At 68.0% G+C, this 22602-nt stretch carries 24 protein-coding genes and 1 pseudogene; 3 read left to right on the top strand and 22 right to left on the bottom strand.

Features of this window, described 5'->3' with window-relative positions; all coding sequences use genetic code 11:
* Positions 1 to 5 precede the first annotated feature (5 nt).
* The 17 genes from RN629_RS04550 to RN629_RS04470 all read right to left on the bottom strand — a co-directional run bounded on the left by RN629_RS04550 (position 6) and on the right by RN629_RS04470 (position 17747).
* Entirely contained in the window at positions 6 to 986 is a 981-nt protein-coding gene (locus tag RN629_RS04550; protein ID WP_407034085.1) for a cell division protein FtsQ/DivIB, read from the bottom strand.
* On the bottom strand, positions 983 to 1957 hold the full coding sequence (locus RN629_RS04545; protein WP_407034084.1) for a D-alanine--D-alanine ligase: 975 nt from the start codon (positions 1955 to 1957) through the stop codon (positions 983 to 985). Before RN629_RS04545 ends, RN629_RS04550 begins: the two co-directional genes overlap by 4 nt.
* Positions 1924 to 2811 (bottom strand): UDP-N-acetylmuramate dehydrogenase, encoded by an 888-nt coding sequence (gene murB / locus RN629_RS04540; protein WP_407034083.1) that lies wholly within the window; start codon positions 2809 to 2811, stop codon positions 1924 to 1926. Before murB ends, RN629_RS04545 begins: the two co-directional genes overlap by 34 nt.
* A complete protein-coding gene (gene murC / locus RN629_RS04535; protein WP_407034082.1) occupies positions 2808 to 4223 on the bottom strand; it encodes a UDP-N-acetylmuramate--L-alanine ligase in 1416 nt (471 codons plus the stop codon). Before murC ends, murB begins: the two co-directional genes overlap by 4 nt.
* Positions 4220 to 5371 carry an undecaprenyldiphospho-muramoylpentapeptide beta-N-acetylglucosaminyltransferase gene (gene murG, locus RN629_RS04530; RefSeq protein ID WP_407034081.1) on the bottom strand — a complete coding sequence of 384 codons (1152 nt, stop codon included), beginning with the start codon at positions 5369 to 5371 and terminating at the stop codon, positions 4220 to 4222. Before murG ends, murC begins: the two co-directional genes overlap by 4 nt.
* Positions 5368 to 6600 carry an FtsW/RodA/SpoVE family cell cycle protein gene (locus RN629_RS04525; RefSeq protein WP_407034080.1) on the bottom strand — a complete coding sequence of 411 codons (1233 nt, stop codon included), beginning with the start codon at positions 6598 to 6600 and terminating at the stop codon, positions 5368 to 5370. The genes murG and RN629_RS04525 overlap by 4 nt, the downstream gene beginning before the upstream one ends.
* A complete protein-coding gene (murD, locus tag RN629_RS04520) occupies positions 6597 to 7979 on the bottom strand; it encodes a UDP-N-acetylmuramoyl-L-alanine--D-glutamate ligase (protein ID WP_407034079.1) in 1383 nt (460 codons plus the stop codon). Before murD ends, RN629_RS04525 begins: the two co-directional genes overlap by 4 nt.
* Positions 7976 to 9046: a phospho-N-acetylmuramoyl-pentapeptide-transferase gene (gene mraY / locus RN629_RS04515; protein WP_407034078.1), complete on the bottom strand. Its 1071-nt coding sequence runs from the start codon at positions 9044 to 9046 to the stop codon at positions 7976 to 7978. Before mraY ends, murD begins: the two co-directional genes overlap by 4 nt.
* Positions 9046 to 10425 carry a UDP-N-acetylmuramoyl-tripeptide--D-alanyl-D-alanine ligase gene (locus RN629_RS04510; RefSeq protein WP_407034077.1) on the bottom strand — a complete coding sequence of 460 codons (1380 nt, stop codon included), beginning with the start codon at positions 10423 to 10425 and terminating at the stop codon, positions 9046 to 9048. The genes mraY and RN629_RS04510 overlap by 1 nt, the downstream gene beginning before the upstream one ends.
* Positions 10422 to 10601: a hypothetical protein gene (locus RN629_RS04505; RefSeq protein WP_407034076.1), complete on the bottom strand. Its 180-nt coding sequence runs from the start codon at positions 10599 to 10601 to the stop codon at positions 10422 to 10424. Before RN629_RS04505 ends, RN629_RS04510 begins: the two co-directional genes overlap by 4 nt.
* Entirely contained in the window at positions 10598 to 12040 is a 1443-nt protein-coding gene (locus RN629_RS04500) for a UDP-N-acetylmuramoyl-L-alanyl-D-glutamate--2,6-diaminopimelate ligase (RefSeq protein ID WP_407034075.1), read from the bottom strand. Before RN629_RS04500 ends, RN629_RS04505 begins: the two co-directional genes overlap by 4 nt.
* A gap of 10 nt (positions 12041 to 12050) precedes the next feature.
* Positions 12051 to 13772 (bottom strand): peptidoglycan D,D-transpeptidase FtsI family protein, encoded by a 1722-nt coding sequence (locus RN629_RS04495; RefSeq protein WP_407034074.1) that lies wholly within the window; start codon positions 13770 to 13772, stop codon positions 12051 to 12053.
* Positions 13769 to 14425, bottom strand: a complete 657-nt coding sequence (locus RN629_RS04490) for a hypothetical protein (RefSeq protein WP_407034073.1) — start codon at positions 14423 to 14425, stop codon at positions 13769 to 13771. The genes RN629_RS04495 and RN629_RS04490 overlap by 4 nt, the downstream gene beginning before the upstream one ends.
* Positions 14422 to 15399, bottom strand: coding sequence for a 16S rRNA (cytosine(1402)-N(4))-methyltransferase RsmH (gene rsmH / locus RN629_RS04485; protein WP_407034072.1), 978 nt, complete (start codon positions 15397 to 15399; stop codon positions 14422 to 14424). Before rsmH ends, RN629_RS04490 begins: the two co-directional genes overlap by 4 nt.
* Before the next feature lie 8 nt (positions 15400 to 15407).
* Positions 15408 to 15923, bottom strand: coding sequence for a division/cell wall cluster transcriptional repressor MraZ (locus RN629_RS04480; RefSeq protein WP_407034170.1), 516 nt, complete (start codon positions 15921 to 15923; stop codon positions 15408 to 15410).
* 516 nt (positions 15924 to 16439) lie between these two features.
* On the bottom strand, positions 16440 to 16691 hold the full coding sequence (locus tag RN629_RS04475) for a hypothetical protein (protein WP_407034071.1): 252 nt from the start codon (positions 16689 to 16691) through the stop codon (positions 16440 to 16442).
* Between the two features lie 90 nt (positions 16692 to 16781).
* Positions 16782 to 17747, bottom strand: coding sequence for a cysteine synthase A (locus RN629_RS04470; RefSeq protein ID WP_407034070.1), 966 nt, complete (start codon positions 17745 to 17747; stop codon positions 16782 to 16784).
* 160 nt (positions 17748 to 17907) lie between these two features.
* On the opposite strand from RN629_RS04470, the gene RN629_RS04465 reads away from it, so the two are divergent.
* The 3 genes from RN629_RS04465 to aat all read left to right on the top strand — a co-directional run bounded on the left by RN629_RS04465 (position 17908) and on the right by aat (position 19869).
* The gene (locus tag RN629_RS04465) at positions 17908 to 18294 is read left to right on the top strand and encodes a hypothetical protein (RefSeq protein WP_407034069.1); all 387 of its coding nucleotides are present in this window, start codon (positions 17908 to 17910) and stop codon (positions 18292 to 18294) included.
* A 120-nt stretch (positions 18295 to 18414) separates the two neighbouring features.
* Positions 18415 to 19131, top strand: a complete 717-nt coding sequence (locus RN629_RS04460; RefSeq protein ID WP_407034068.1) for a ParA family protein — start codon at positions 18415 to 18417, stop codon at positions 19129 to 19131.
* Between the two features lie 9 nt (positions 19132 to 19140).
* Positions 19141 to 19869 (top strand): leucyl/phenylalanyl-tRNA--protein transferase, encoded by a 729-nt coding sequence (gene aat / locus RN629_RS04455; RefSeq protein WP_407034067.1) that lies wholly within the window; start codon positions 19141 to 19143, stop codon positions 19867 to 19869.
* A gap of 35 nt (positions 19870 to 19904) precedes the next feature.
* On the opposite strand, the pseudogene RN629_RS04450 reads toward aat, so the two are convergent.
* The 5 genes and pseudogenes from RN629_RS04450 to RN629_RS04430 all read right to left on the bottom strand — a co-directional run.
* A pseudogene (locus RN629_RS04450) lies at positions 19905 to 20138 on the bottom strand (DUF2155 domain-containing protein); the annotation flags it as partial.
* A 206-nt stretch (positions 20139 to 20344) separates the two neighbouring features.
* Positions 20345 to 20737 (bottom strand): NADH:ubiquinone oxidoreductase subunit NDUFA12, encoded by a 393-nt coding sequence (locus RN629_RS04445; protein WP_407034066.1) that lies wholly within the window; start codon positions 20735 to 20737, stop codon positions 20345 to 20347.
* A gap of 72 nt (positions 20738 to 20809) precedes the next feature.
* Entirely contained in the window at positions 20810 to 21307 is a 498-nt protein-coding gene (locus RN629_RS04440) for a DUF192 domain-containing protein (protein ID WP_407034065.1), read from the bottom strand.
* A complete protein-coding gene (locus tag RN629_RS04435) occupies positions 21304 to 21897 on the bottom strand; it encodes a cold-shock protein (RefSeq protein ID WP_407034064.1) in 594 nt (197 codons plus the stop codon). The genes RN629_RS04440 and RN629_RS04435 overlap by 4 nt, the downstream gene beginning before the upstream one ends.
* Positions 21898 to 21987: 90 nt before the next feature.
* Positions 21988 to 22566 carry a regulatory protein RecX gene (locus tag RN629_RS04430; protein WP_407034063.1) on the bottom strand — a complete coding sequence of 193 codons (579 nt, stop codon included), beginning with the start codon at positions 22564 to 22566 and terminating at the stop codon, positions 21988 to 21990.
* Positions 22567 to 22602 lie beyond the last annotated feature (36 nt).

Genomic DNA, 22602 nt, shown 5'->3' with positions numbered 1-22602 from the left:
CCCAATTACCCCTGTGATGCCCCGCGTGATGCCCCGCGTGATGCCCCGCCGCCCTCTGTCGTGTCCGCGCCCCCCGCCGGCGCGGTATCGCCCGTGGCCGATGTCCCCGCCTTGGCGGGATCGGCCAGCGCATGATTCTGATTCAAACCGGGCTTGCGCGCAACCAGCTTCGCCGGATCGCGCATGTCGAAGCGCAGCCACCCCCGGCCGAGCAACGGGCGCGAACCCTCCATTGCCGCAAAGCGCATCAGCGCCGCCGCCGCGCCCTCCTCGGGCAGCGCCAGCGTCTCGCCGCTGTCGAACGTCAGGTCCCAGCGGCGATTGCCGATCCAGGTCGCGGCCTTCACCCGCGGTTTCAGCGCGGGCGCGGCGGACAGCAGCGCCTGATAGCCCGGCTCCTGCAAATTCGCCCCCGGCCCGATGATGAGCGGCAGGTCGGGCATCGCCTGGGGCCGCACCGGTTCGAGCAACACGCCCGCCGCATCGATCAGGGTCAGCTGACCATTATCCTGCCACACCGCCGCCGGGCTCCGCTCCTCGATATCGACGAGCAGCGTATCGGGCAGCCGGCGCGAGACATGCGCGTCCTTGATCCAGCCATAACGGAGCAGCTTGGCCCGGACCTCTTCCAGATTGACCAGCGGCATCGCCCGGCTCTGCTGGTCGAGCGCCACGGCATAGACGGTCATCCGGTCCATCCGCTTCAGGCCGGTCACCTCGATCTGCTGGACCCGGAAACCGGCATGGCCCGCCTGTTCGGCGATCGCGGTGCCGATCATCCCCGGCACGCCCACCCATGTCGCCAGCGCGAGTGCCGCCGCGCCCGCGCCGCCCAGGATCGTCCAGGTCACCGCCTTCTTGACCGTCGCCTCGCTGACCGGCAGCCGGGCGAGCAACCGTTCGGACAGCGGCACGCGGCGCACCGGCTGCCGCCGACGCGGGGTCAGGCGACGCGGCGGCGTGCCGCGCTTGATGGTACGGCTCATCCCGCCCGGTCCCTGTACCAGGCCAGCGCCTCGTCAACGATCGCCTGGACCAGCGTGTCGTAATCCATGCCGACATGGCGGCCCTGTTCGGGCACCAGGCTGAGCGGGGTCATGCCCGGCTGGGTGTTGACCTCCAGCAGGAAGAGGCCATCGACGCCCCGCTCGTCATCCCAACGGAAGTCGGAACGAGAAGCGCCGCGACAGCCGAGGATACGATGCGCCTCCAGCGCCAGCGCCTTGCAGGCCTCCGCGATCTCGTCGGGGATCTGCGCGGGGCAGACATGCTCGGTCAGGCCATCGGTATATTTGGCGTCGAAGTCGTACCAGCCATTTTTCGGCTTGAGCTCGGTCACGCCCAGCGCGCGGTTGCCCAGCACGGCGGTGGTCAGCTCGCGGCCCCGGATATAGGGTTCGGCGAGCAGTTCCTCGAATTCGATCCATGGCCCCGCCGCGTCGCGCGCGATCGGATTGCCGTGGTTGCTGGTGTCGGTGACGATCGCGACACCGACCGACGATCCTTCGTTGACGGGCTTCAACACATAGGGGCGCGGCAGCGGATCGGCGGCGAACAACTCCGCCGACTTCACGATGCGCCCGCCGGGCATGGGGATGCCGTGCGGCACCAAAGCCTGCTTGGTCAGCACCTTGTCGATCGCGATGACCGAGGTGGCGAGCCCCGAATGGGTGTAGGGTATGCCCATCAGGTCGAGCATCCCCTGCACCGTGCCGTCCTCGCCCGGCGAACCATGCAGCGCGTTGAAGACGATATCGGGGCCGACCTCGACCAGCCTGGCCGCGACATCGCGCCCCATGTCGATCCGGGTCACGCGGTGCCCCTTGCGCTCCAGCGCATCGGCGACGCCCGCTCCCGACATCAGCGAGACCGGCCGCTCCGCCGACCAGCCGCCCATCAGAACCGCGATATGCAGATTGTCGGTCACTTCGCGATTCCCACCCGTTGAATTTCCCATTCGAGGCTGATGCCCGATTGAGCCTTTACCTTCTCGCGCACCTGCTCACCCAACGCTTCGATCTCCGAAGCGGTCGCATTGCCGAGATTGAGCAGGAAATTGCAATGCTTCTCCGACACTTGTGCATCACCGCGTGTCAGCCCGCGACAGCCCGCCGCGTCGACCAGCGCCCAGGCCTTATGGCCTTCGGGATTTTTGAAGGTCGAACCGCCCGTCCTGGAGCGCAGCGGCTGCGATGCTTCGCGCGCGGCGGCGATGCGGTCCATCTCGGCCTGGATCGCCTGCGGTTCGGCGGCATAGCCTTTGAAGGTCGCCTCCACCACCACCGTCCCGTCGGTCAGGTTGGAGTGGCGATAGGTGTATGCCAGGTCGGCGGCGCCCAGCGTTTCCACCGTCCCGTCACGGCGAACCACGGTCGCGGACACCAGCACGTCCGCCACCTCACGCCCATAGGCCCCGCCGTTCATCCGCACGAAACCGCCCACCGTACCGGGGATCGAGCGCAGGAACTCCAGCCCGCCAATGCCCGCATCGCGCGCGTTGGACGAGACGAGGATGCCCGAGGTGCCGCCGCCACAGGTCATGAGGTACCCCTCTCCCGGCCGCGCATAGGCAAAGGGCTTGCCCAGCCGCACGACCACGCCCGGCACCCCGCCATCGCGCACGATGAGGTTGGACCCAAGGCCCAGCGCCATGACCGGCACTTGGCGGTCAAGCCCGCGCAGGAATGCCGACAGATCGTCGACGGCCTTGGGCTCCAGCAGATATTCGGCCGGTCCGCCCGCCTTGAACCACACCAGCGGCGCCAGCGGCGCGCCCGGGGTCAATCGGCCGGCGGTGTCGGGCAGGGTCATCGGCGCGCCTCGATCGCACTCGCCAGGCCCGCCGCCCATTTGGTGATGTCGCCCGCCCCCAGGCAGACGATCATATCGTCCGCACGGATCGAGCCTGCCAATTCCTCGGCCAGCGCATCGGCATCGGCGACGGTCGCGGTAGAGCGATGCCCGCGCCGCTTCAGCCCCTCGACCAGCGCATCGGCATCGACCCCCTCGATCGGCGGTTCGCCCGCGGCATAGACCGGCGTCACCAGCACGCGATCGGCATCGTTGAAGGCGGTCTGGAACTCCTCCATCAGATTGCCCAGACGGGTGAAGCGATGCGGCTGCACCACCGCGATCACCCGGCCCCGCGCGCCTTCGCGCGCGGCGGCCAGCACCGCGCGGATCTCGACCGGGTGATGGCCGTAATCGTCGATCACCGTCGCCGTGCCGCCATCGACCGCGATCTCACCGACCTTGGTGAAACGGCGCTTGACCCCACCGAACTGGCTGAAGCCCTGCTGGATCGTCGCATCCTCGATGCCCAGTTCCAGCGCGACGCCGATCGCGGCCAGCGCATTCTGGACATTGTGGCGGCCGGGCATGGGCAGCTCGATCCCCTCGATCGAGCGGCTGGAGCCGTCGCGATTGCGGATGATCGCCTCGAACCGGTTGCCGCCGGGGATCGGCGTGACGTTGACGCCGCGCACATCCGACTGCGCCGAGAAGCCATAGGTCACGACGCGCCGGTCGCGGACGCGCGGCAGGATATTCTGCACTTCCGGGTGATCGAGGCAGAGCAGCGCCGCGCCGTAAAAGGGCACATTCTCGACAAACTCGACGAACGCGTCCTTCACCCGGTCGAACGAGCCATAATGGTCGAGATGCTCGGGATCGATATTGGTCACGACCGCGATCGTACCGTCGAGCCGCAGGAAGCTGCCGTCGCTCTCATCCGCCTCGACCACCATCCAGTCGGAGGCGCCCAGCCGGGCGTTCGAGCCATAGCTGTTGATGATGCCGCCATTGATGACGGTCGGATCGACCCCGCCCGCATCGAGGAGCGCGGCGACCATCGAGGTCGTGGTGGTCTTGCCGTGCGTGCCCGCCACCGCGACGGTGGACTTCAACCGCATCAGTTCGGCCAGCATCTCGGCGCGGCGCACCACGGGGATGCGGCGTTCGAGCGCGGCTTCGACTTCGGGGTTGGAGCGGGTGATCGCGGTGGAGGTCACGACCACCGCCGCTTCGCCCAGATTCTCCGCCGCATGGCCGATGGCGACCGCAATCCCCTTGTCGCGCAGCCCCTGCACGACATAGCCCTCGGCCACGTCGGAACCCTGCACCTGATAGCCGAGATTCTTCATCACCTCGGCAATGCCCGACATGCCGATGCCGCCGATCCCGACGAAATGGATCGTGCCGATATCCGTGGCGACGCCCTTCATGCGCCTGCTCCCGCCAAATTCCGTGTTCCTTGTGCCTTGCCGACCGGCAGCACCATGCGCGGGCTGTCGAGGCTTTCGACCAGATCGGCCAGATCGCGCGCCGCGTCGGGCCGTCCGCAGCCGCGCGCGCGGCCCGCCGCATTCTCCAGCGCCGCCGGGTCGAGGCCCAGCTTCTGCATCTGCTTGGCCAGTTCGACCGGCGTGAAGTCCTTCTGCGCGATCGTCCGCGCGCCGCCCGCCTTCGTCATCTCGCGCGCGTTCACCGTCTGGTGATCGTCGGTCGCGCTGGGCAGCGGCACCAGGATCGCGGGCCGCCCGGCGACGGTCAGCTCGGCCAGCGTCGAGGCCCCTGCCCGCGCGATCACCAGATGCGCCCAGGCGAGCTGTTCGGGCAGGTCGGGCAGATAGGTGGCGAGTTCGGCGGGAATTTCATGCTCGGCATATTTGGCGCGCACCGCGTCGATATCCTCGATCCGCGCCTGATGCGTCACCTGCAACCGCCGCCGGAAGGTGACGGGCAGCATGGCGAGGCCATCGGGCACCACCTGCGACAGGATGCTCGCCCCCTGGCTGCCGCCGGTGACGAGAACGCGGAAGATGCCGTCCTCCTCCAGCAGCGGATAGGGACGCGAGCGCAGGTTGAGCACCTGTTCGCGCACCGGGTTGCCGATCAGTCGGGTCTTGGCCGCATGCTTGGCGCTCAACCGCTGGGTGTCCTCATAGGACAGCGCGATCGCATCGACCTTGCCCGCGACCAGCCGGTTCACGCGGCCCAGCACCGCGTTCTGCTCGTGGATCGCGGTCGGAATCCCCTCCGCGAACGCCGCCAGCAGCGCGGGCATCGCCGGATAGCCGCCGAACCCGATCACCGCCGCCGGGCGGAAGGTGCTGTACAGCTCGCGCGCCATCGCCCGGCCACGCCACATCTCGCGCAGTGCCTTCGCCCAGCCGACGGGACCACCGGCAAAGCGCCCGGCGGGCAGGACATGGGTCTGGATATCCTCGAACAGCCCCGGAAAGCGCACGCCGCGCGCATCCGACACCAGCGCGACGCGGTGGCCGCGCCGGGTCAGTTCGGCCGCGAGCGCCGCGGCGGGAACCATATGGCCGCCGGTGCCTCCGGCGGCGAGGACGAAATGACGGCTCATTGCCCGTTCCACCTGACTACATAGGGGCTGCGCGTCAGGAACGGGTTGCGCCGCGTGAACGCCAGCAACAACCCCATCCCGATCGACAGCGCGATCATCGACGAACCGCCATAGCTGATGAACGGCAGGGTCATCCCCTTGGACGGGGCCAGCCCCGTGTTCACCGCCATCGAGATCAGCGCCTGAACGCCGAACTGCACGGCCAGCCCGGACGCCGCGTAGAGCTTGAACTCATCCTGTTCGTCAAGCAGCTTCACGAACACCCGCACCACGATCGCCAGGAAAACGAGCGCTATGATGGCGCAGGCGATCAGCCCGAACTCCTCGCCGATCACCGAGAAGATATAGTCGGTATGCGCCTCGGGCAGGCCGAACTTGGCCGATCCTCCCCCCGGTCCCGTGCCGGTCCAGCCACCGGCTGTCAGCGTGTTGTGCGCGGCATTGACCTGAAAATGGTCGGCCGCGCCCTCACCATCGACATCGGGAAACAGGAAGGCGTTGATGCGGCTGCGCGCCACGCCATAGAACATATAGGCTGTGACCAGCCCGATCGGCGCGAGCGATCCGATCGCCAGCATCACCCGCAATGGCGTGCCCGAGATCATCAGCAGCGCGACCCAGACCAGGCAGAAGACGATCGTCTGCCCGAAATCGGGTTGCAGCATCAGCAGCCCCGCGACCAGCCCGGTCATGCCCATGGTGATGAGGGTCGCGGGCAGATCGCGCTCCTTGGCCTTCAGCGACAACAGCCAGGCGGTCGTCACGATGAACATCGGCTTGAGGAACTCGGAAGGCTGGAACTGCGCGATGCCAAAGCCGATCCAGCGCCGCGCGCCGTTGATCTCCACCCCGATAAAGGGTGTGACCGCCAGGATCGCGATCAGCACCCCGGTCCCCAGCACCGCCATGCGCCGTGCGGTCACGACGGGCAGCATCGACACGCCGAACAGAACGGGCAGCGAGACGCCGACCCACATCACCTGCCGCCAGAAATAATAAAGCGGCGCGAACTTCTTGTGTTCGCCCGAATAGCGCATTGCAGTCGCCGGGCTGGCGGCGGCGACCGCGACCAGACCAATGGCGATCAGGAACAGGGTGAGCAGCAGCAGCACCCGGTCGATATCCCAGAACCAGGTGCCCAGCGGCGAACGATCGCCGCGTCCGCCACGCGCCTTGATCGATCCGATCAGGCCGGGACGCGGGCCCGATGGTGCCTTGCGATCCTTCACGCCAGCGCCTCCACCGCCGCGCGGAAGGCATCGCCCCGCGCCTCGAAATCACGGAACTGGTCGAAGCTGGCACAGGCGGGGGACAGCAGTACCGTGTCGCCGGGCTGCGCCGCCGCCGCCGCATGGGCGACCGCCGCTTCCAGCGTGCCCGACTGCTCGACCACGGGCACCTTGTCCTTCAACACGTCGAAGAAGGTCTGCGCCGCCTCGCCGATGGTATAGGCCGCGACGACATGATCCAGATGCGCGGCGCAGGCGTCGAGATCGTCGCCCTTGCGCTTGCCGCCGACGATCCAGTGGACGCGCGGGAAGGCCCCCAGCGCGGGGGCGGTGGATTCCGGGTTGGTCGCCTTGGAATCGTTGACGAAGGCGACGCCGTTGCGGGTCGCGACATGCTGCATCCGGTGCGGCAGGCTGGCATAGCTGGCCAAACCCCGTTCGATCGCGTCCTCGCCGACGCCCAGCGCCCGCGCGACCGCGATCGCTGCCTGCGCATTCTGGGCATTATGCGGACCTTGCAGCGCGGGCCAACGGCTCTGGTCGATCTGGCTGTCCGGCATGATCGTCATAAGATCGTCGGTGCGTCCGGCCAGCCCCTGCGCGATATTGGCCGACACCGCATCGCCCGTCCCGACCACCGCGACATGCCCCGCCGACTGCATCGCGAACAATCGTGCCTTGGACGCCGCATAGCCCGCAAACCCGTCATAACGGTCGAGATGATCGGGCGTGATGTTCAACAACACCGCCACGTCGCAGTCCAGGCTCTCCGTCAGGTCGATCTGATAGCTGGACAATTCCAGCACATAGACCCCGCCCCGGGGCAGCGGCTCCTGCCCCAGGATCGGCAGGCCGATATTGCCGCCCATCAGGCTCGGCACGCCCGCCGTCTTCAGGATGTGATGGACCAGCGCGGTCGTGGTCGACTTGCCGTTGGTGCCGGTGATGCCGACGACCTTGTGCGGCGGCAGGCCGTGCCGCGCCTGCGCGAAGAGTTCAATGTCGCCGATGACCGGCACCCCCGCCGCGCCCGCCTTCGCCGCGAGCGGATGGGTATTCAGCGGCACGCCCGGCGACACGACCAGCGCGTCGAAGCCCGACAGGTCCACGGTATCGAGGTCGACCAACGTCAGCCCCTGCCCTTCAGGGGAGGGGTTGGGGTGGGGCGCGTCCTCAGGACGTACGATCTGCGGTGAGGCCTCACCCCCGCCCCCTCCCCTGAAGGGCAGGGGCTTCAAAGCGTCACGCTTGGTGGGATCGCGGTCCCATGCCACCACGTTGGCCCCGCCCGCCAGCAGCGCCGAAACAGTCGCGGCGCCGGAGCGTGCGAGCCCCAGCACCGCGAAAGTCTTGCCCGCCCAGTCGCGCGAGACGATCATCGCAGTTTCAACGTCGACAGGCCCGCCAGCGCCAGCACGAAGGCGATGATCCAGAACCGGATCACGACCGTCGGCTCCGACCAGCCGAGCTGTTCGAAATGATGGTGGATCGGCGCCATGCGGAACACCCGCTTGCCGGTCCGCTTGTAGAAGAAGACCTGGATGATGACCGACATCGCCTCGACCACGAACAGGCCGCCGATGATGCCCAGCACGATCTCATGATGCGCGACGACCGCGATAGTGCCGAGCGCGCCGCCCAGCGCCAGGCTGCCGGTGTCGCCCATGAACACCGCCGCCGGCGGCGCATTGAACCACAGGAAGGCCAGCCCTGCGCCCACCACCGCGCCGCAGAAGATGGCCAGCTCGCCCGCACCCGGCACATGCGGGATGCCCAGATAATCGGCGAACTTCACATTGCCCGCCAGGTACACGATGACCATGAACGCGACGCTCGCGATGATGACCGGCATGGTGGCCAGCCCGTCGAGCCCGTCGGTCAGGTTCACCGCATTGCCGAACGCGACGATCGTGAAGGCGGCGAACAGCGGGTAGAAATAGCCCAGGTCGATATACATGCGCGACGTGAACGGCAGGTAGAGATGCGGCCCGTTCTGCCCCATGATGATCCACGCCGCGATGCCCGCGATCGCGAATTCCAGCACCAGCCGGGTCCGCCCGGACACGCCGGCGGTCGAAGCCTTCCGCACCTTGTCGTAATCGTCGAGAAAACCGATCGCGCCGAACCCCAGCGTGACGAACAGGCACGCCCAGATATAGGGATTGAAGACGTTCATCCAGATCAGGATGGAGAGCGCCATGCTGGTCAGGATCATCAACCCGCCCATCGTCGGCGTGCCACGCTTGGCCAGATGGGTCTGCGGGCCGTCGGCGCGGATCGGCTGCCCCTTGCCCTGCCGCACGCGCAGCCAGCCGATGAAGCGCGGCCCGATGATGAGACCGATGAACAAGGCGGTCGCCACCGTCGCGCCCGTCCGGAACGACTGATAGCGGATGAGGTTGAGAAGCCCCGGGAAACCGAGATGCTCCGCGATCCAGTACAGCATTATCCTTGCGCCCCGCCCGTTCGCGATCCGTCACGCAGGGCCGCCACGACGCGCGAAAGCCCCACTCCGTTCGAACCCTTGATCAATACCACGTCGTCGGGTGCGATAATCGCGGCCAGCGCCTCGTGCGCGGCCTTCGCATCCGCCACATGAACGAAATCGACCCGCCCCTCAAGCGCGGCCGCCAGCGGCGCCATCGATTCACCGACCAGCAGCGTCTTTTCGACGCGCGCGGCGATGATCGGCTCCGCCAGCCCGGCATGATAATCGGCCGACCCCTCGCCCAGCTCGCGCATCTCGCCCAGCACCGCGACATGCCGTCCCGGCTCCTCGGCCAGCACCGCCAGCGTGGCGCGCATCGACGCGGGATTGGCGTTGTAGCTTTCGTCGATCACCAGCGCGCCGTTGCCGGTGCGGAACCGCGCGCCCCGCCCCGCCAGACCGCCCAGCTCGGCCAGGGCCAGCCCGGCCAGGCCCAGATCGCCGCCCGCCGCATCGACCGCGGCCAGCACCGCCAGCGCGTTGGATACCCAGTGACGCCCCGGCTGCGACAGGGTGAAACTCAGCTCGCGCGCGCCGATCCGGGCGGTCACGAAGCTGCCCCCCGTCGGGCCGCGCATCGCCTCCATCGCATGGACATCGGCGGCGGGATCGAAACCGAAGGTCACGATCCGCGATGCATGGGGCCGCGCCGCCGCGATCAGCCGATCGCGATGCGGGCTGTCATAGGGAATGATCGCCGTGCCGCCGGGCTCCAGCCCGCGAAAAATCTCGCCCTTGGCGTCGGCGATCGCGGATTCGTCGGGGAAGAATTCGGTATGCGCGGGCGCGATGGCGGTGACGATGGCGATATGCGGGCGCACCATCGCGGTCAGCGCGGCCAGTTCGCCCGCATGGTTCATCCCCATCTCGAACACGCCCGCGCGCACGTCGCGCGGCATCCGCGCAAGGCTAAGCGGCACGCCGGTATGGTTGTTGTAGCTTTTGACCGAACGATGCACGCGCCCGCGCCAGCCGCGTTCCAGCGCGGCATAGAGCGCCTCCTTGGCGCTCGTCTTGCCGACCGATCCGGTGACGCCGATGACCGTCCCCGCCATTCGCGCGCGCGACGCGCCCGCCAGATCCTCCAGCGCGCGGAAACTGTCCGCGACGCGCACATGCGGGTGGGCCGTATCGGCGCTGACCAGCGCGCCGCCCGCGCCCTGGGCAAAGGCCTGGTCCAGGAAAAGATGGCCGTCGGTCGCCCCGCCCGCCATCGCGACGAACAGGTCGCCCGGCCCCACCTCGCGGCTGTCAAAGGCGACGCCCGACACCGAGAATTCGCCCGAAGCCCGGCCGCCGGTCGCCGCCGCGATCTCGTCCGCGGTCCACAGGGTCATGATTTTTCCTCAGTCGACGCCGCGCCATAATGAAGCGACAATTTGCGGCGCGGGCGCGGCTGCTCTCCGGCCTGACCAGGCGCGGGGGCATTGTCCTGGACCACCTCTTGCGCGACCGGCGCATCCATGGCGTCGGCGGCCTCGGGCACGGCGCACTGGGACCGAGGCTGGGTCATGCCGCACATTCGCGCGCGACCGCCACGTCGTCAAAGGGCAGGACGAGATCGCCGACGATCTGGCCCTGCTCATGGCCCTTGCCCGCGATCAATACGATATCCTGCTCGCCCGCCTCCGCAATGGCGGCGGCGATCGCCGCGCGACGGTCGCCGATCTCGATCGCGCCGACCGCCCCCCGCATCACCTGCGCGCGGATCGCGGCGGGATCCTCGGTCCGCGGATTGTCGTCGGTCACGATCACCCGGTCGGCATGCAGCGAGGCGACCTGCCCCATCACCTCGCGCTTGCCCGGATCGCGGTCCCCGCCCGCGCCGAACACCACGATCAGGCGACCGCCCGCATGCGGCTTGAGCGCGGCGATCGCCGCCTCGATCGCGTCGGGGGTATGAGCATAGTCGACATAGACGGGCGCACCGCTCTTCGCGATGGCCGCGCGTTCCAACCGTCCGCGCACCGGTTGCAACCGCGCCAGATTCGCCAGGGTCGCCGCCACCGGACCGCCGGTCGCCAGCACCAGCCCGGCCGCGACCAGCGCGTTGGCCGCCTGATAGGCGCCGATCAGCGGCAACTGGACCTTGTGGGTGACGCCCTGATCGTCCTCGATCACCAGCCCCTGCCCCAACAGGGTCGGATGCCGCTCGACCAGCTTGAGCGTCGAACCGCGCGTGCCGACGGTTATCAGCATGTTGCCGCGCGCGCGCGCCAGATCGATGACCCGGCCGCTTTCGACATCGTCGGCCCACACGACCGCCGTGCCCGATGGGGACAGCACTTCGGAGAACAGCCGCATCTTGGCGGCCAGATAGGCCCCCATGTCGCCATGATAGTCGAGATGGTCGCGCGACAGGTTGGTGAATGCCGCCGCCGACACCTCCAGCCCTTCGGTGCGATACTGGGTCAGGCCGTGGCTCGACGCCTCGAACGCCAGATGGGTCACGCCCTCGCGCGCCAGACCGGCGACGTTGGACAGGAAGGTGACGACATCGGGCGTGGTCAGCCCGGTATAGGTGCGTTCATCGGCGGTCGTGACGCCCAGGGTACCGATCGACGCGGCGTGATGCCCCGCCATCCGCCACAGCTGCCGCGTCATCTCGACCGTCGAGGTCTTGCCGTTGGTGCCGGTCACCGCCACCGCCGTCGCCGGGAAGGGCGCGAAGAACGCCGCCGCCAGCCGGGCGAACGTCTCGCGCGGTTCGTCCGAGGCGATATGGGCAGCCCCCTCGACCCGCGCACCGGGCCGCGCGACGATCGCGATCGCCCCGCTGCGCACCGCATCGGCGATGAAGTCCTCGCCATTCACCCGAGCACCCTGGAACGCGCCGAAGATGGTGCCCGGCGCGACCTTGCGATGGTCGATCGCAAAGCCGGTGACGCGCGAGTCTTCGGACACGTCGGCCGCTGCCCCCATCACGTCCCGGACCAGTTGGTTCAGCTTCATGCCGCCGCCCTCACCGGCCATCGACCGGCGGCGACGCGGTGGGATCCTGCCACAGCGTGGGAATGATGTCCGACACGTCGATATCCTTGTTCGCGTCCGGCACGACGCCCAGCATCGCGCCGACCCGGGAGATCGTTCGCCCGACCACCGGCGCGGCATTCCAGGCTGCGGTCTTCCACCCGAACGTCTCCTTCGTACCCTGCGGCGAGTCGAGCATCGCCAGCACCACATAGCGCGGCTGGTCCATCGGGAAAGCCGCCGCGAAGGTGGCGACGTTGCGCGACCGGTCATAACCGCCCGCCACCGCCGCTTCGGCCGTCCCCGTCTTGCCGCCGACGCGGTAGCCGGGCGCGGCACCCTTGCGCCCCGTGCCGCGCATGACGATCAGGCGCAACATCTGCCGCATCTTGTAGCTGGTCGCTTCGCTCAGCACCCGCCGCCCCGCGGCCGCATGGCCGGGCGCGACCTTCAACAGCGTCGCCGGCCGCCAGATACCGCCATTGACCAGCGTCGCATAGGCCGAGGCCAGATGCAGCGGCGTCACCGCGATGCCGTGCCCATAGGCCGTCGTCATCGTCGTCGTCCGCGCCCAATAGGTCGGCAGCAAGGGCCGCCCTTTTTCGCGCAATTCGATATCGGGCTTGGTATCGAAGCCCAGCTTGTGGAACATCGCCTGCATCCGCTGCGGCCCGATCTCGTCGGCGATGCGCGCGGTGGCGATATTGGAGGAATAGATCAGCGTCTCGGCCATGTTCAGCCAGCGCTTGGGATCGCCGCGCTCGTCATGGATCGTATAGCTGCCGACCTTGAGCGGGTGCGTCGCATCGAAACGCCGTTGCATCGAGGTGACGACGCCATTCTCGATCGCGGTCGCCATGGTAATCGGCTTGAACGTCGATCCCAGCTCGAACACGCTCTGGGTCGTGATGTTGCGCAGCTCGTCGGTGCCCGCCATGCCGACCCGGTTGGGGTTGAAGGTCGGCATCGACACCATTGCGATGACCTCGCCCGTATGGACGTCCAGCACGATGCCGCCGCCCCCACGGGCGCGGAACGTGTTCATCGCGCGGCCGAGTTCGCTTTCCATCGCCGCCTGTACGCGCGTGTCGATCGACAGCGCGACCGGCTTGCCGGCCTGCGCCGGATCGAGCAGCCGCTGGTCCAGGACGCGCTCCATCCCGCTCATCCCATGCCCGTCGGTCGACAGGAAGCCCAGCGCATGGGCGGCCAGCGTCGATTGCGGATAAAGGCGCTGCGTCTCATGGTCGAAGACCAGCCCCGGCTCGCCGATCGCATTGACCTGCTCGACCAGCGCCGGGCTGGCGCGGCGCTGCAGATAGACGAAATTGGCCTTGCGGGTCAGCTGGTTGTAAAACCACGCCTGATCCCCGCGATCGGGCATCAGCGCGGCGAGGCGCGCCGCGATCTCCATCGGGTCGCCGATCAGCTTCTTGGGATGGACGGCGATCGTCCAGCTATCGATCGTGCGGGCGAGCGGCGCGCCGTTGCGGTCGACGATATCACCACGCGCGGCAAGCGTCGCGGTCCGTTGCGCGGCGTCGGCGGGTCCGGCGAACATGGCCAGCATCGCCAGCCGCCCGATCACGACCAGAATGGCCGCGCCGAACAGCATCATCAGCATCATCAGCCGCATATGCGTCGTCGCGACCAGGGCATGGCGCTGGCCAGCGGTGCGCTGGCCGGTGGCGGGACGCGCGACCAGGACGCTCAACGCTGCCGCCGCGATTCGGTCTTGGCCCCCTTCAGAATGTCGCCCAGCGTGGTGTCGGACAGCAGCTTGCGGTCGAGCATCGCCACCGCCTGCGGCCGGACGCGGGCGACGGCGGCCGCCGTGCGCACCGTGGCGATCGGCTCTGGCCGGGGGGCCTTTGTGGTGACGACACGCTCGGACACCGCCTTGACGAGCTGCGGCCGGGGCAGGTCGACCTTGGCCAGCCGGACGACGGGAGCGGGCGCGACCGTCTGCACGGCGGGGGCGGGCCGCGCCTCGACCGGCTGGGGTTCCACCGGCTCGGGCTGGGCGGGCACCAGCAACGCGGCGGTCTGCACGGACCCGGCGGCGGGGCCGCGCGTCACGTCGAGCGAGGCGAGCTGCGCCTCATTGCCCACGAACTGGCCCGCGATCGGCGCTGTCAAGGCCAGCGTGTCGCCATTCCATTTTTCGAGCTGGGCCAGATTGGCGCGCGTGTCGAACTCGGTCTCCAGCGCGCGGATATCGCGCTCGGCCGTGCGGATACGCATGTTGACGTCGTCGAGCTTCTTGCGCTCCGCCGCGACCTGGAGCGAAACCAGATAGAAGCCCAGGACGACCGCGACGCAGCTCCCGAACCACCCGATCCCCTTCAACCGATACGCCGCCGTCATACGCCCAACTCCTGAGACAACTCGCCCCCCGGCGTTCCCCCTTGCCCCGCCGACCAGGCGGGGGATTCCGTGCGCGTCGCAAAACGCAGCGTCGCCGAGCGCGCGCGCGGATTGCGGGCCAGCTCGGCCTCGCCTGCCCGCACCGCCTTGCCGACCCCGGCAAAGCTGGGCGCGCGCGCGGCGACCTGTTCCGGCAGGTGCCGCGAACCGCCCGGCATCTGCCCGGCCCGTTCGCGGAAGAAACGCTTGACCATGCGATCCTCCAGGCTGTGGAAGGTCACGACGACCAGCCGCCCACCCGGCTTCAGCGCCCGCTCGGCCGCCGCCAGCCCCTGGGCCAGCTCGTCCAGCTCGCGGTTCACATGGATGCGGATCGCCTGGAAGGTCCGCGTCGCGGGATCCTTCTTGTCGTGCGGGCGATAGCCGAGCGCGCGGCGCACCACCGCGGCCAGTTCGCCGGTACGGGTCAGCGGGCGCGCGGCGACGATCGCCTGCGCCACCCGGCGCGAACGCGGCTCCTCGCCATAATGGTACAGCACATCGGCGATCGCCGCCTCGTCCGCCGTGTTGACGAAATCGGCGGCCGACATCCCCTCCTGCGCCATACGCATGTCGAGCGGACCATCGCCCTGGAAGGAAAAGCCGCGCTCGGCCTGATCGAGTTGCATCGACGACACGCCGATGTCGAGGACCACGCCGTCGACCGGCGCGGCCAGCGCCTGGTCAAGCCCGGAAAATTCGCGGTGGACCAGCGTCAGACCCGGTTCGGCCGCGGCCAGCGCCTGGCCGTTCGCAATCGCATCGGGATCGCGGTCGAAGGCGATGACCTTCGCCCCGCGCGCCAGCATCGCGCGGGTATAGCCGCCCGCCCCGAAGGTGCCGTCGACATGCGTCTCGTGCGGCTGAATGGCCAGCGCGTCGAGGACCTCGTCGAGCAGCACGGGGACATGCGGCGCGTTCACGGGGCTGCTCACGGGGGCGCTCACAGGGCGATCCCCTTTTCCTGGCAGTGATAGCGCGCGGCCGACACCATCTTTGGCGGCAGGCCCGGCGTCTCGACCAGCGTCCTGGGGTCCCAGATTTCGATATAATCGAAGGTGCCCCAGAAAAAGGCATGGGCGGTGATGCCGGCGTGGAAACGGGGAAAGCCCGGCATGATGAAACGGCCGGACCCGTCAAAGGGCACGGCTTCGCCATTCGCCAGATCGCGCTTGATGTTATAGTCGATCCGCCCATCGGGCCCGCGCGACATTTCGGTCCGCGCGTCGAGTTCCTTTTTCAGCACCGCGACATAACCCGGGTCATAGGCGATCAAACACCGTTCGGTTTCATGGACGGCGATGATGATGGTGCCGCCATCCTTCCCGTCGGGGCGCGGCGCGTTCTGGGCCAGGGTGGAGCGAAGGGCGTTAGGGATGGCAACGCGACCCTTGTCGTCGACAAGGCCAATGCCACTTCCCTGATACAATCCCCGTTCAGACACGCCAACCTCGCACATGGCGCGCACGACCTCACCGATTCGAGCCACGACCATCGCCGCGACCCGACCATCTTTCGACAACGGTGAGCCTGCCCCTCTGTTGGGACAATGTTTACCTATCGCAGAACCGGGAGGCAACGGGATTTTTGGGGATAATCGGGGAAATCGCGCCTAAACTGCGGTTTATGCGATGAATGACCGGGATGAACACGGGAAGGCCCCGCTTGCCGATCATGGTTAAGATGCTGGAATCCGGCGCTAAGGCTCCGTTTCCCCGGATTTCCCCGCGTTTTCTACCCTCGCAGCCGGGCACCGAAAAAATGTCAGGAATGGGCCGCAAGGCCTTGCAAGACGGTCAAATCGTTACGAATCCGAAGCGACTTCACGACGCGTGGCGTCATCCGTGCGGGGACGCTGAATGGAGGACGGTGCTGCACGGCGTGGCAGCACGCCCTACATCCTGACCGACTGTCGGCTTCCGACGGACGAACAGGGCACCGCGCGGGCGGACAAAACCCGCCCGGCTGCCTTCGGCTATTGCCCGGAAGGCTCCGCCGCCTGCGTGTTGACCGTGGCGGGGGCGACGCCGAGTTCGGCGAGCGGTTCACTCGTGGCAGGCGCCGTGGCGTTGGTCGCGGCGATGTCGGCGGCGCTGTTGGCCTGCGCCGTCGCGCCCGTCGCTGCCGGGGGATCGCCGCGGTTGAGCGAGCCCAGAATGGTGCTGGCGATCGCGATCAGCAGGATGACGGCGGCCAGGCCGATCATCCCGACTTTCACGCGCTGCATGATATGATGATGGTCGGTTGATTTCATGGAATTCAAGATAACTACCGCGCGTCCGTGTCCATGTCGACTGTCGGCGCGGCTTTCCGGCGCCTACAGCCCCTTTTCCGCCCGCCACGCCGGATTGTGCAACGTCGAAAGGTAGCGAAACCCCGTGTCGCACAAGATGGTCGCGATCCGCTTGCCGGACCCCAGCGACCGCGCCAGCGCCACCGCCCCGGCGACGTTGATCCCCGAGGACAGGCCCAGGCACAGCCCCTCCTCCGACAACAGGCGCTGCACCCAGTACCAACCTTCCGCGTCAGAAATGCGAAACTGGTCGTCGATCGGCGCGCCGTCCAGATTGGCGGTGATCCGCCCCTGGCCGATCCCCTCGGCGACCGAGCTGCCCTCGGCCTTCAACTCGCCATGCGCATAATAATTATAGAGGGCCGCGCCGTGCGGATCGCTGAGCGCGATCGTGATCGACTCGTCATGCGCCTTCAACCCCATGCCGACGCCCGCAAAGGTGCCGCCGGTGCCCGCCGCGCAGGTGAAGCCGTCGATCCGGCCACCCATCTGGTTCCAGATCTCCTCGGCGGTGCCGACAATATGCGCACGGCGATTGGCGATATTGTCGAACTGGTTGGCCCAGATCGCATTGTCCGTTTCCTCGGCGATCCGGCGCGAGGTGTGGACGAAATGGCAGGGGCTGGAATAGGGCGCGGCGGGCACCAGCACCAGTTCGGCCCCCAGCGCGCGCAGCGTATCCATCTTCTCGCGGCTCTGCGTCTCGGGCATCACGATGATCGTGCGATAGCCCTTGGCATTGGCGACCAGCGCCAGGCCGATACCCGTATTGCCCGCCGTCCCCTCGACAATCGTGCCGCCGGGGCACAACGCCCCGCGCGCCTCGGCATCCTCGACGATGAACAGCGCGGCGCGATCCTTCACGCTCGCGCCCGGATTGGCGAATTCGCACTTCCCGTAAATGTCACAAGCAGCCGCTTCGCTCGGCCCCTTCAGGCGAACGAGCGGGGTATTGCCGATCAGGGCCAGCGTATCGGAGGTCACGTCCATGGGCCGCTAGATGGCCCTTGCCTTGGCCGACGGCAAGCAAAGCCTTGCTTGGGACCGGCAAAGTCCAGGCTGGGCGCGATAGCGTTCGCATTTTCCGGTGCGGTGGGCGCATCTGCCCGCTTGACGCGCACTTGCCGCATTTGCGAAGCAGCGCCTCGCTATGAAGAGCCTCCTCCCCCTCATCGTCGCCGCACCGCTGCTCGCGCTGGCAGCGTGCAATTCCAAGCCCAGCCAGCCCGAGGTGGTCGATACCAACCCGGATCCCATGGCCAACGTTCTCGCAAACCGTACGCCGGTCGAGCTGCCGCCCGCGATCAAGAGCGAGAAGACCTTCCGCTGCAAGGACCAGAGCCTGGCCTATGTCACCTTCTTCAAAGGCGACAAGCAGGTCCATGTCCGCCTGAAGCAGAGCGATACTCCCGTGAAGCTGACCGCGCCCGCCGCCGGTGAGCCGCTGACCGCCGAGGGTGGCTGGCGCATGACGGGTGACGAGAAGAACATCACCCTGACCACCCCGAACAAGGCGGCGCAGACCTGCCACGTCTAAGACCCTGTTCCACCGATCGTCCAGCGGATGGACGATAGGGACTTGATCGAAAACCGGCCGGCGGGGATATCTCCGCTGGCCTTTTTCATGGGCGCAATATCGGGAGGTCGGAAAAAGCCGGTGGCCGCGATCGCGATTTACAGCCTGAAGGGGGGCGTGGGGAAGACCAGCATGACGGTCAACCTCGCCTGGTGCGCCGCAAGTCTTTGCGCCCGGCGGACGTTGTTATGGGATCTCGACCCGCAGGCGGCCTCGACCTGGCTGCTCGGCGGTCCGGCCGCCGGCGACCAGGCGCAGGCGATCTTTTCGCGCGACATCGCGGTCGATCGGCTGGTGCGCCGGACCGATATTCCCCAACTGTCGATGATCGGCGCGGACGAATCGCTGCGTGGACTGGACCTGTTGTTCCACGAACTCGACAAGAAGAAGCGGCTGGGCAAGCTGGTCGAGGGGCTGGACGGCTATGACCGGGTGCTGCTCGACTGTCCGCCGGGCCTGACCGAGACCACCGAACAGGTGCTGCGCGCGGTCGACCTGATCGTCGTGCCGGTCGTCCCCTCCGCGCTGTCGACCCGCGCGCTGGAGGTGGTGGACGGGCATGTGCGCGGCCGCGTGCCGATCATGCCGGTCCATGTGATGGTCGATCGCCGCCGCCGCCTTCATGCCGAGGCGGTCGCCGCCCATCCCGACTGGCCCGTCATCCCGATGGCCAGCGTGGTCGAGGCGATGGGCGAGCATCGCGCGCCGATCGGCGCCTTTGCCCCCAAAAGCGCCGCCGCGCAAAGCTATGCCGCCCTCTGGCGGGCGATCGAACACCGCCTGGCGGCCGGTCAATAATTGTCCGGCATGGAGCGCCTGACCCCTCATCTCGTGCTGGGGGCCTATGCGGTTGGCGTCTTCCCCATGGCGGACACGCGCGATACCGCCCATGTCTATTGGGTGGAGCCGCGCAAGCGCGCGGTGTTGCCGCTCGACGGGTTCCACCTGTCGCGCTCGCTGCGCAAGACGGTGGCGGCGGACCGGTTCCGCGTCACGGCCGACACCGCCTTCGAAGCCATCATCCGCCTATGCGCCGAAAACGCGCCCGACCGGCCCGAGACCTGGATCAACTATGCGATCGAACGCGTCTTTATCGACCTGTTCGACATGGGCTTTGCCCATTCGATCGAATGCTGGGACGGCGACGAGCTGGTCGGCGGGCTCTATGGACTCAGCCTCGGCCGCGCCTTTTTCGGCGAGTCGATGGTCAGCCGCCGGACCGATGCTTCGAAGGTCGCACTGGTCTGGCTGGTCGCGCGGCTGCGCGCCGGGGGCTATAGCCTGCTCGACTGCCAGTTCCAGACACCGCATCTGGCGACGATGGGCGCGGTCGAGATCAACCGCGACGATTATGTCGCGCGGCTGTCCGATGCATTGGCGGGCGTTGTCGCGCCGGGCGCCTCCGCATCGGGAGCCTCGGCCGCAGGCGATTTCGGCGCGCTGGACCGCCTGGGCGCCGCCCCTGCCGGCGCGGGCACGGTCTGCGGGCCGGTTTCGGGCCAGGACATCGTGCAGCTCTTGGCCCAGACGTCATAGACCGGATGCTGCACCACGTTGAGCGCGGGACGCTCCTTGTAGAGCCAGCCTGAAAAGACGCGCTGCCAACGCTGATCCGCGCCGCGCACGTCGAGCTGCACAAAGGCGCCGGTCAGTTGCTCCGGCTCCCAGGAGGCCGTCTTTTCGCAGGCGCGCAGCCGGACGACGACATCGCCGACACGCACCGCCTGTCCCGGCTTGAGTGTCAGGTCGCGCGAGACGCCGTTGCGCTTGTTCAAGAGGCCGACGACCGCGACCCGCTCCGCCATCGGCGTGCCGCCGGTTGGCAGCGCCCCCTGGCCCGCATCCACCGACTCGATACCCGATCCGCCGGCGGAGCGATCGGGCAGGATCTGGCTGACCGCCGATTCGCCCGTATCCGACGCGCCCTTGCCGACCAGCGCGTGATAGCCGAACCAGCCGCCGATCCCCAGCGCGGCCGCCAGCGCAGCGCCGGCCAGCCAGCGAGACGTCTTCACCCCTCGGGCGTCCAGGCTTCGTAATCCCCCGTCGCCGCCGCGCGCCGACCGCCCTTTTCCAGCGCGCCGGACGGACGATAGGCCAGCGGCGTGCCGGTCATGTTGGGAATGGCGGGCTTTTGCCACGCACGACGCAGCGGCAGCGAGCGGTCGGGCACATCCTCGACCTGATGATGCAGCCAGCTGAACCATTCCGCCGGAACGCGGCTGGCGTCGTTGGCGCCCTTGTAGATCACCCAGCGCCGCGGGCGTCCGGCGGTATCGCGACCGCCCTCATAATAGACATTGCCATGGGCATCCTCGCCCACCTGCGCCTTGCCGCGCAGACCGAACCAGGTGCCGATGGTGGCGCCGTTCCACCAGGTGAAGGGATTGAGGTTGATGCCCATGCGCCGCCATGTAGCCCGGCTCTCGCCGCCCATCAACTGCCATCGACAGGATGACCGCGTTCCGCGCTGCGATCAGCGCGGCCAGGAAACCCTGTCGCCCTCGGAAATGCCTAAGTCCGCCGCGCGCCCGCCGACCAGTTCCAGCACCGCCGCCACCGGCTCGCCCGACGGAATCCGCGCTTCGGAGAAGGGTACGCTGTTGTCCGCGATCCGAGCGATCGTTCCATCGGCGCGGATGAAGAGGATGTCGAGCGATGTCGGCGTGTTCTTCATCCAGAAGCTGGCCGGGCGCGGCGCCGTGCCATCAGGGGGATAGGGGGCGAACACCATGCCGCCATCGGGCTTCAGGTCGGTGCGATACATCAGCCCCTGCGCCTGTTCCGCTTCGGTCCGGGCGTGCTCGACCCGGAAGACGTGCCGGCCTTGCGCGGTGACGATGGTCACGGGAATCGTCGCCGCCTTCCTGTCCTCGGTCGGTGCGGTCGCGTCCTTGCCCGAACAGGCGGGCAACGCGGTGAGCGCGGCCCCCGCCAGCGCCAGCGCCAGCACCAGCGCGAGACGTCGCGTCATGCCGACGCGCCGCGCTCGGTCACCACCACGGCCAGCGGCCCTTTCGGCCCCTCGACGATGCGCGCCGCCAGCGGCTGGCCCGGCTCGACCGACAGGATGCCGCCGCGCCGCAGCGTCTCCATATGCACGAAGATGTCCGCCCCGTCGCGATCGCGCAGCAAAAAGCCATAGCCTTTGAGCCGGTTGAACCATTTGACCTCTACGCCTTCCGGTTCGCCCGCCTGATCCTCCAGCGCGGTGGGATCGATCCGGTCGAGCGCGCGCGGGCGCTTGGGCGGTTCGGGGACGGCATGGGTCAGGTCGATGGTCAGGATTTCGCGGGCCTGATAGCCACGGCCGCGTTCGATCGCGACCATCTCCACCCGCGCCCCCTCGGGCAGGCTTCGCCGGTTATGCGGCTGCAACACCGTGAAATGGACCAGCACATCGCCGAAACGGGCATCGTCCGACACCGCGAAGCCAAAGCCCCGCGTCATGTCGAACCATTTGATGACGCCAGCCAGACGCACGGCGGTGTCCGTCGCCCCGCCATGGTCGCAGCCCCCGATATTTGGCGTTTCATCCAGCATCATCGCACCCTTGGATGACATTGCTAGCATCATTGCTCGCAGTCGCAATGAGACGCAGAGCTTTTTTCCCGGCTCGCAACGGGACGCCAGGACCAAATTCTTGACCTTGGTCTAGAATTCCTCTTCGAATAGTTCGCCCGGCCCCGCCGCTACGATACGGCGCGCGAGTCCGGGGGCATGTCCGGCGCGCATCATCGCAGCGAATTGCTTCTCCCGCACCGCGCGGTCGGCCGCGCCATCGCCGAACGGTCCGATTCGCCGCCGCCGGGCAAAGGCCAATGCGGCGTCTCGCGCATTCTCCGCCACCTGACCGGCCAACGCCTCGCTATCCTCCGCGCCGACCCGCGCGGCATGGAGCGCCTGCTGCACCCGCCGCGCGCCCAGCCCACGCCGGGCCAGCGACGCCGCCTTCGCCTCGGCATAAGCGCGATCGTCGACATAGCCCCGTTCGGCCATCCGCGCGGCCAGCCCCGCCGCATCCGCCGGGCGTTCCCCCGCCCATCCCCTTTCGCGCAGCTTCCGGGTCAGATAGTCGGTCAATTTCCCCTGCGTCGTCGCGAAGCGCTCGACATAGCGTAGCGCCAGTTGCTCCAGCAAGGCGGGATCAAGCGGCTTCGGTGGGCGGCGATCGGCATTCACGCCTTGTTTGTGCCACAGTGACACCGGAATGAGAACGTGGGAAGCCGCCATCATACCGGGGGCAGGAATCACGATCGTCCCCGCGGG

The organism is Facivitalis istanbulensis (assembly GCF_040560405.1).
Classification (GTDB): Bacteria; Pseudomonadota; Alphaproteobacteria; order Sphingomonadales; family Sphingomonadaceae; genus Sphingomonas; species Sphingomonas istanbulensis.
Note: the sequence above shows the minus strand (reverse complement) of the source record. Positions and strands in the feature narration are given on the sequence as shown.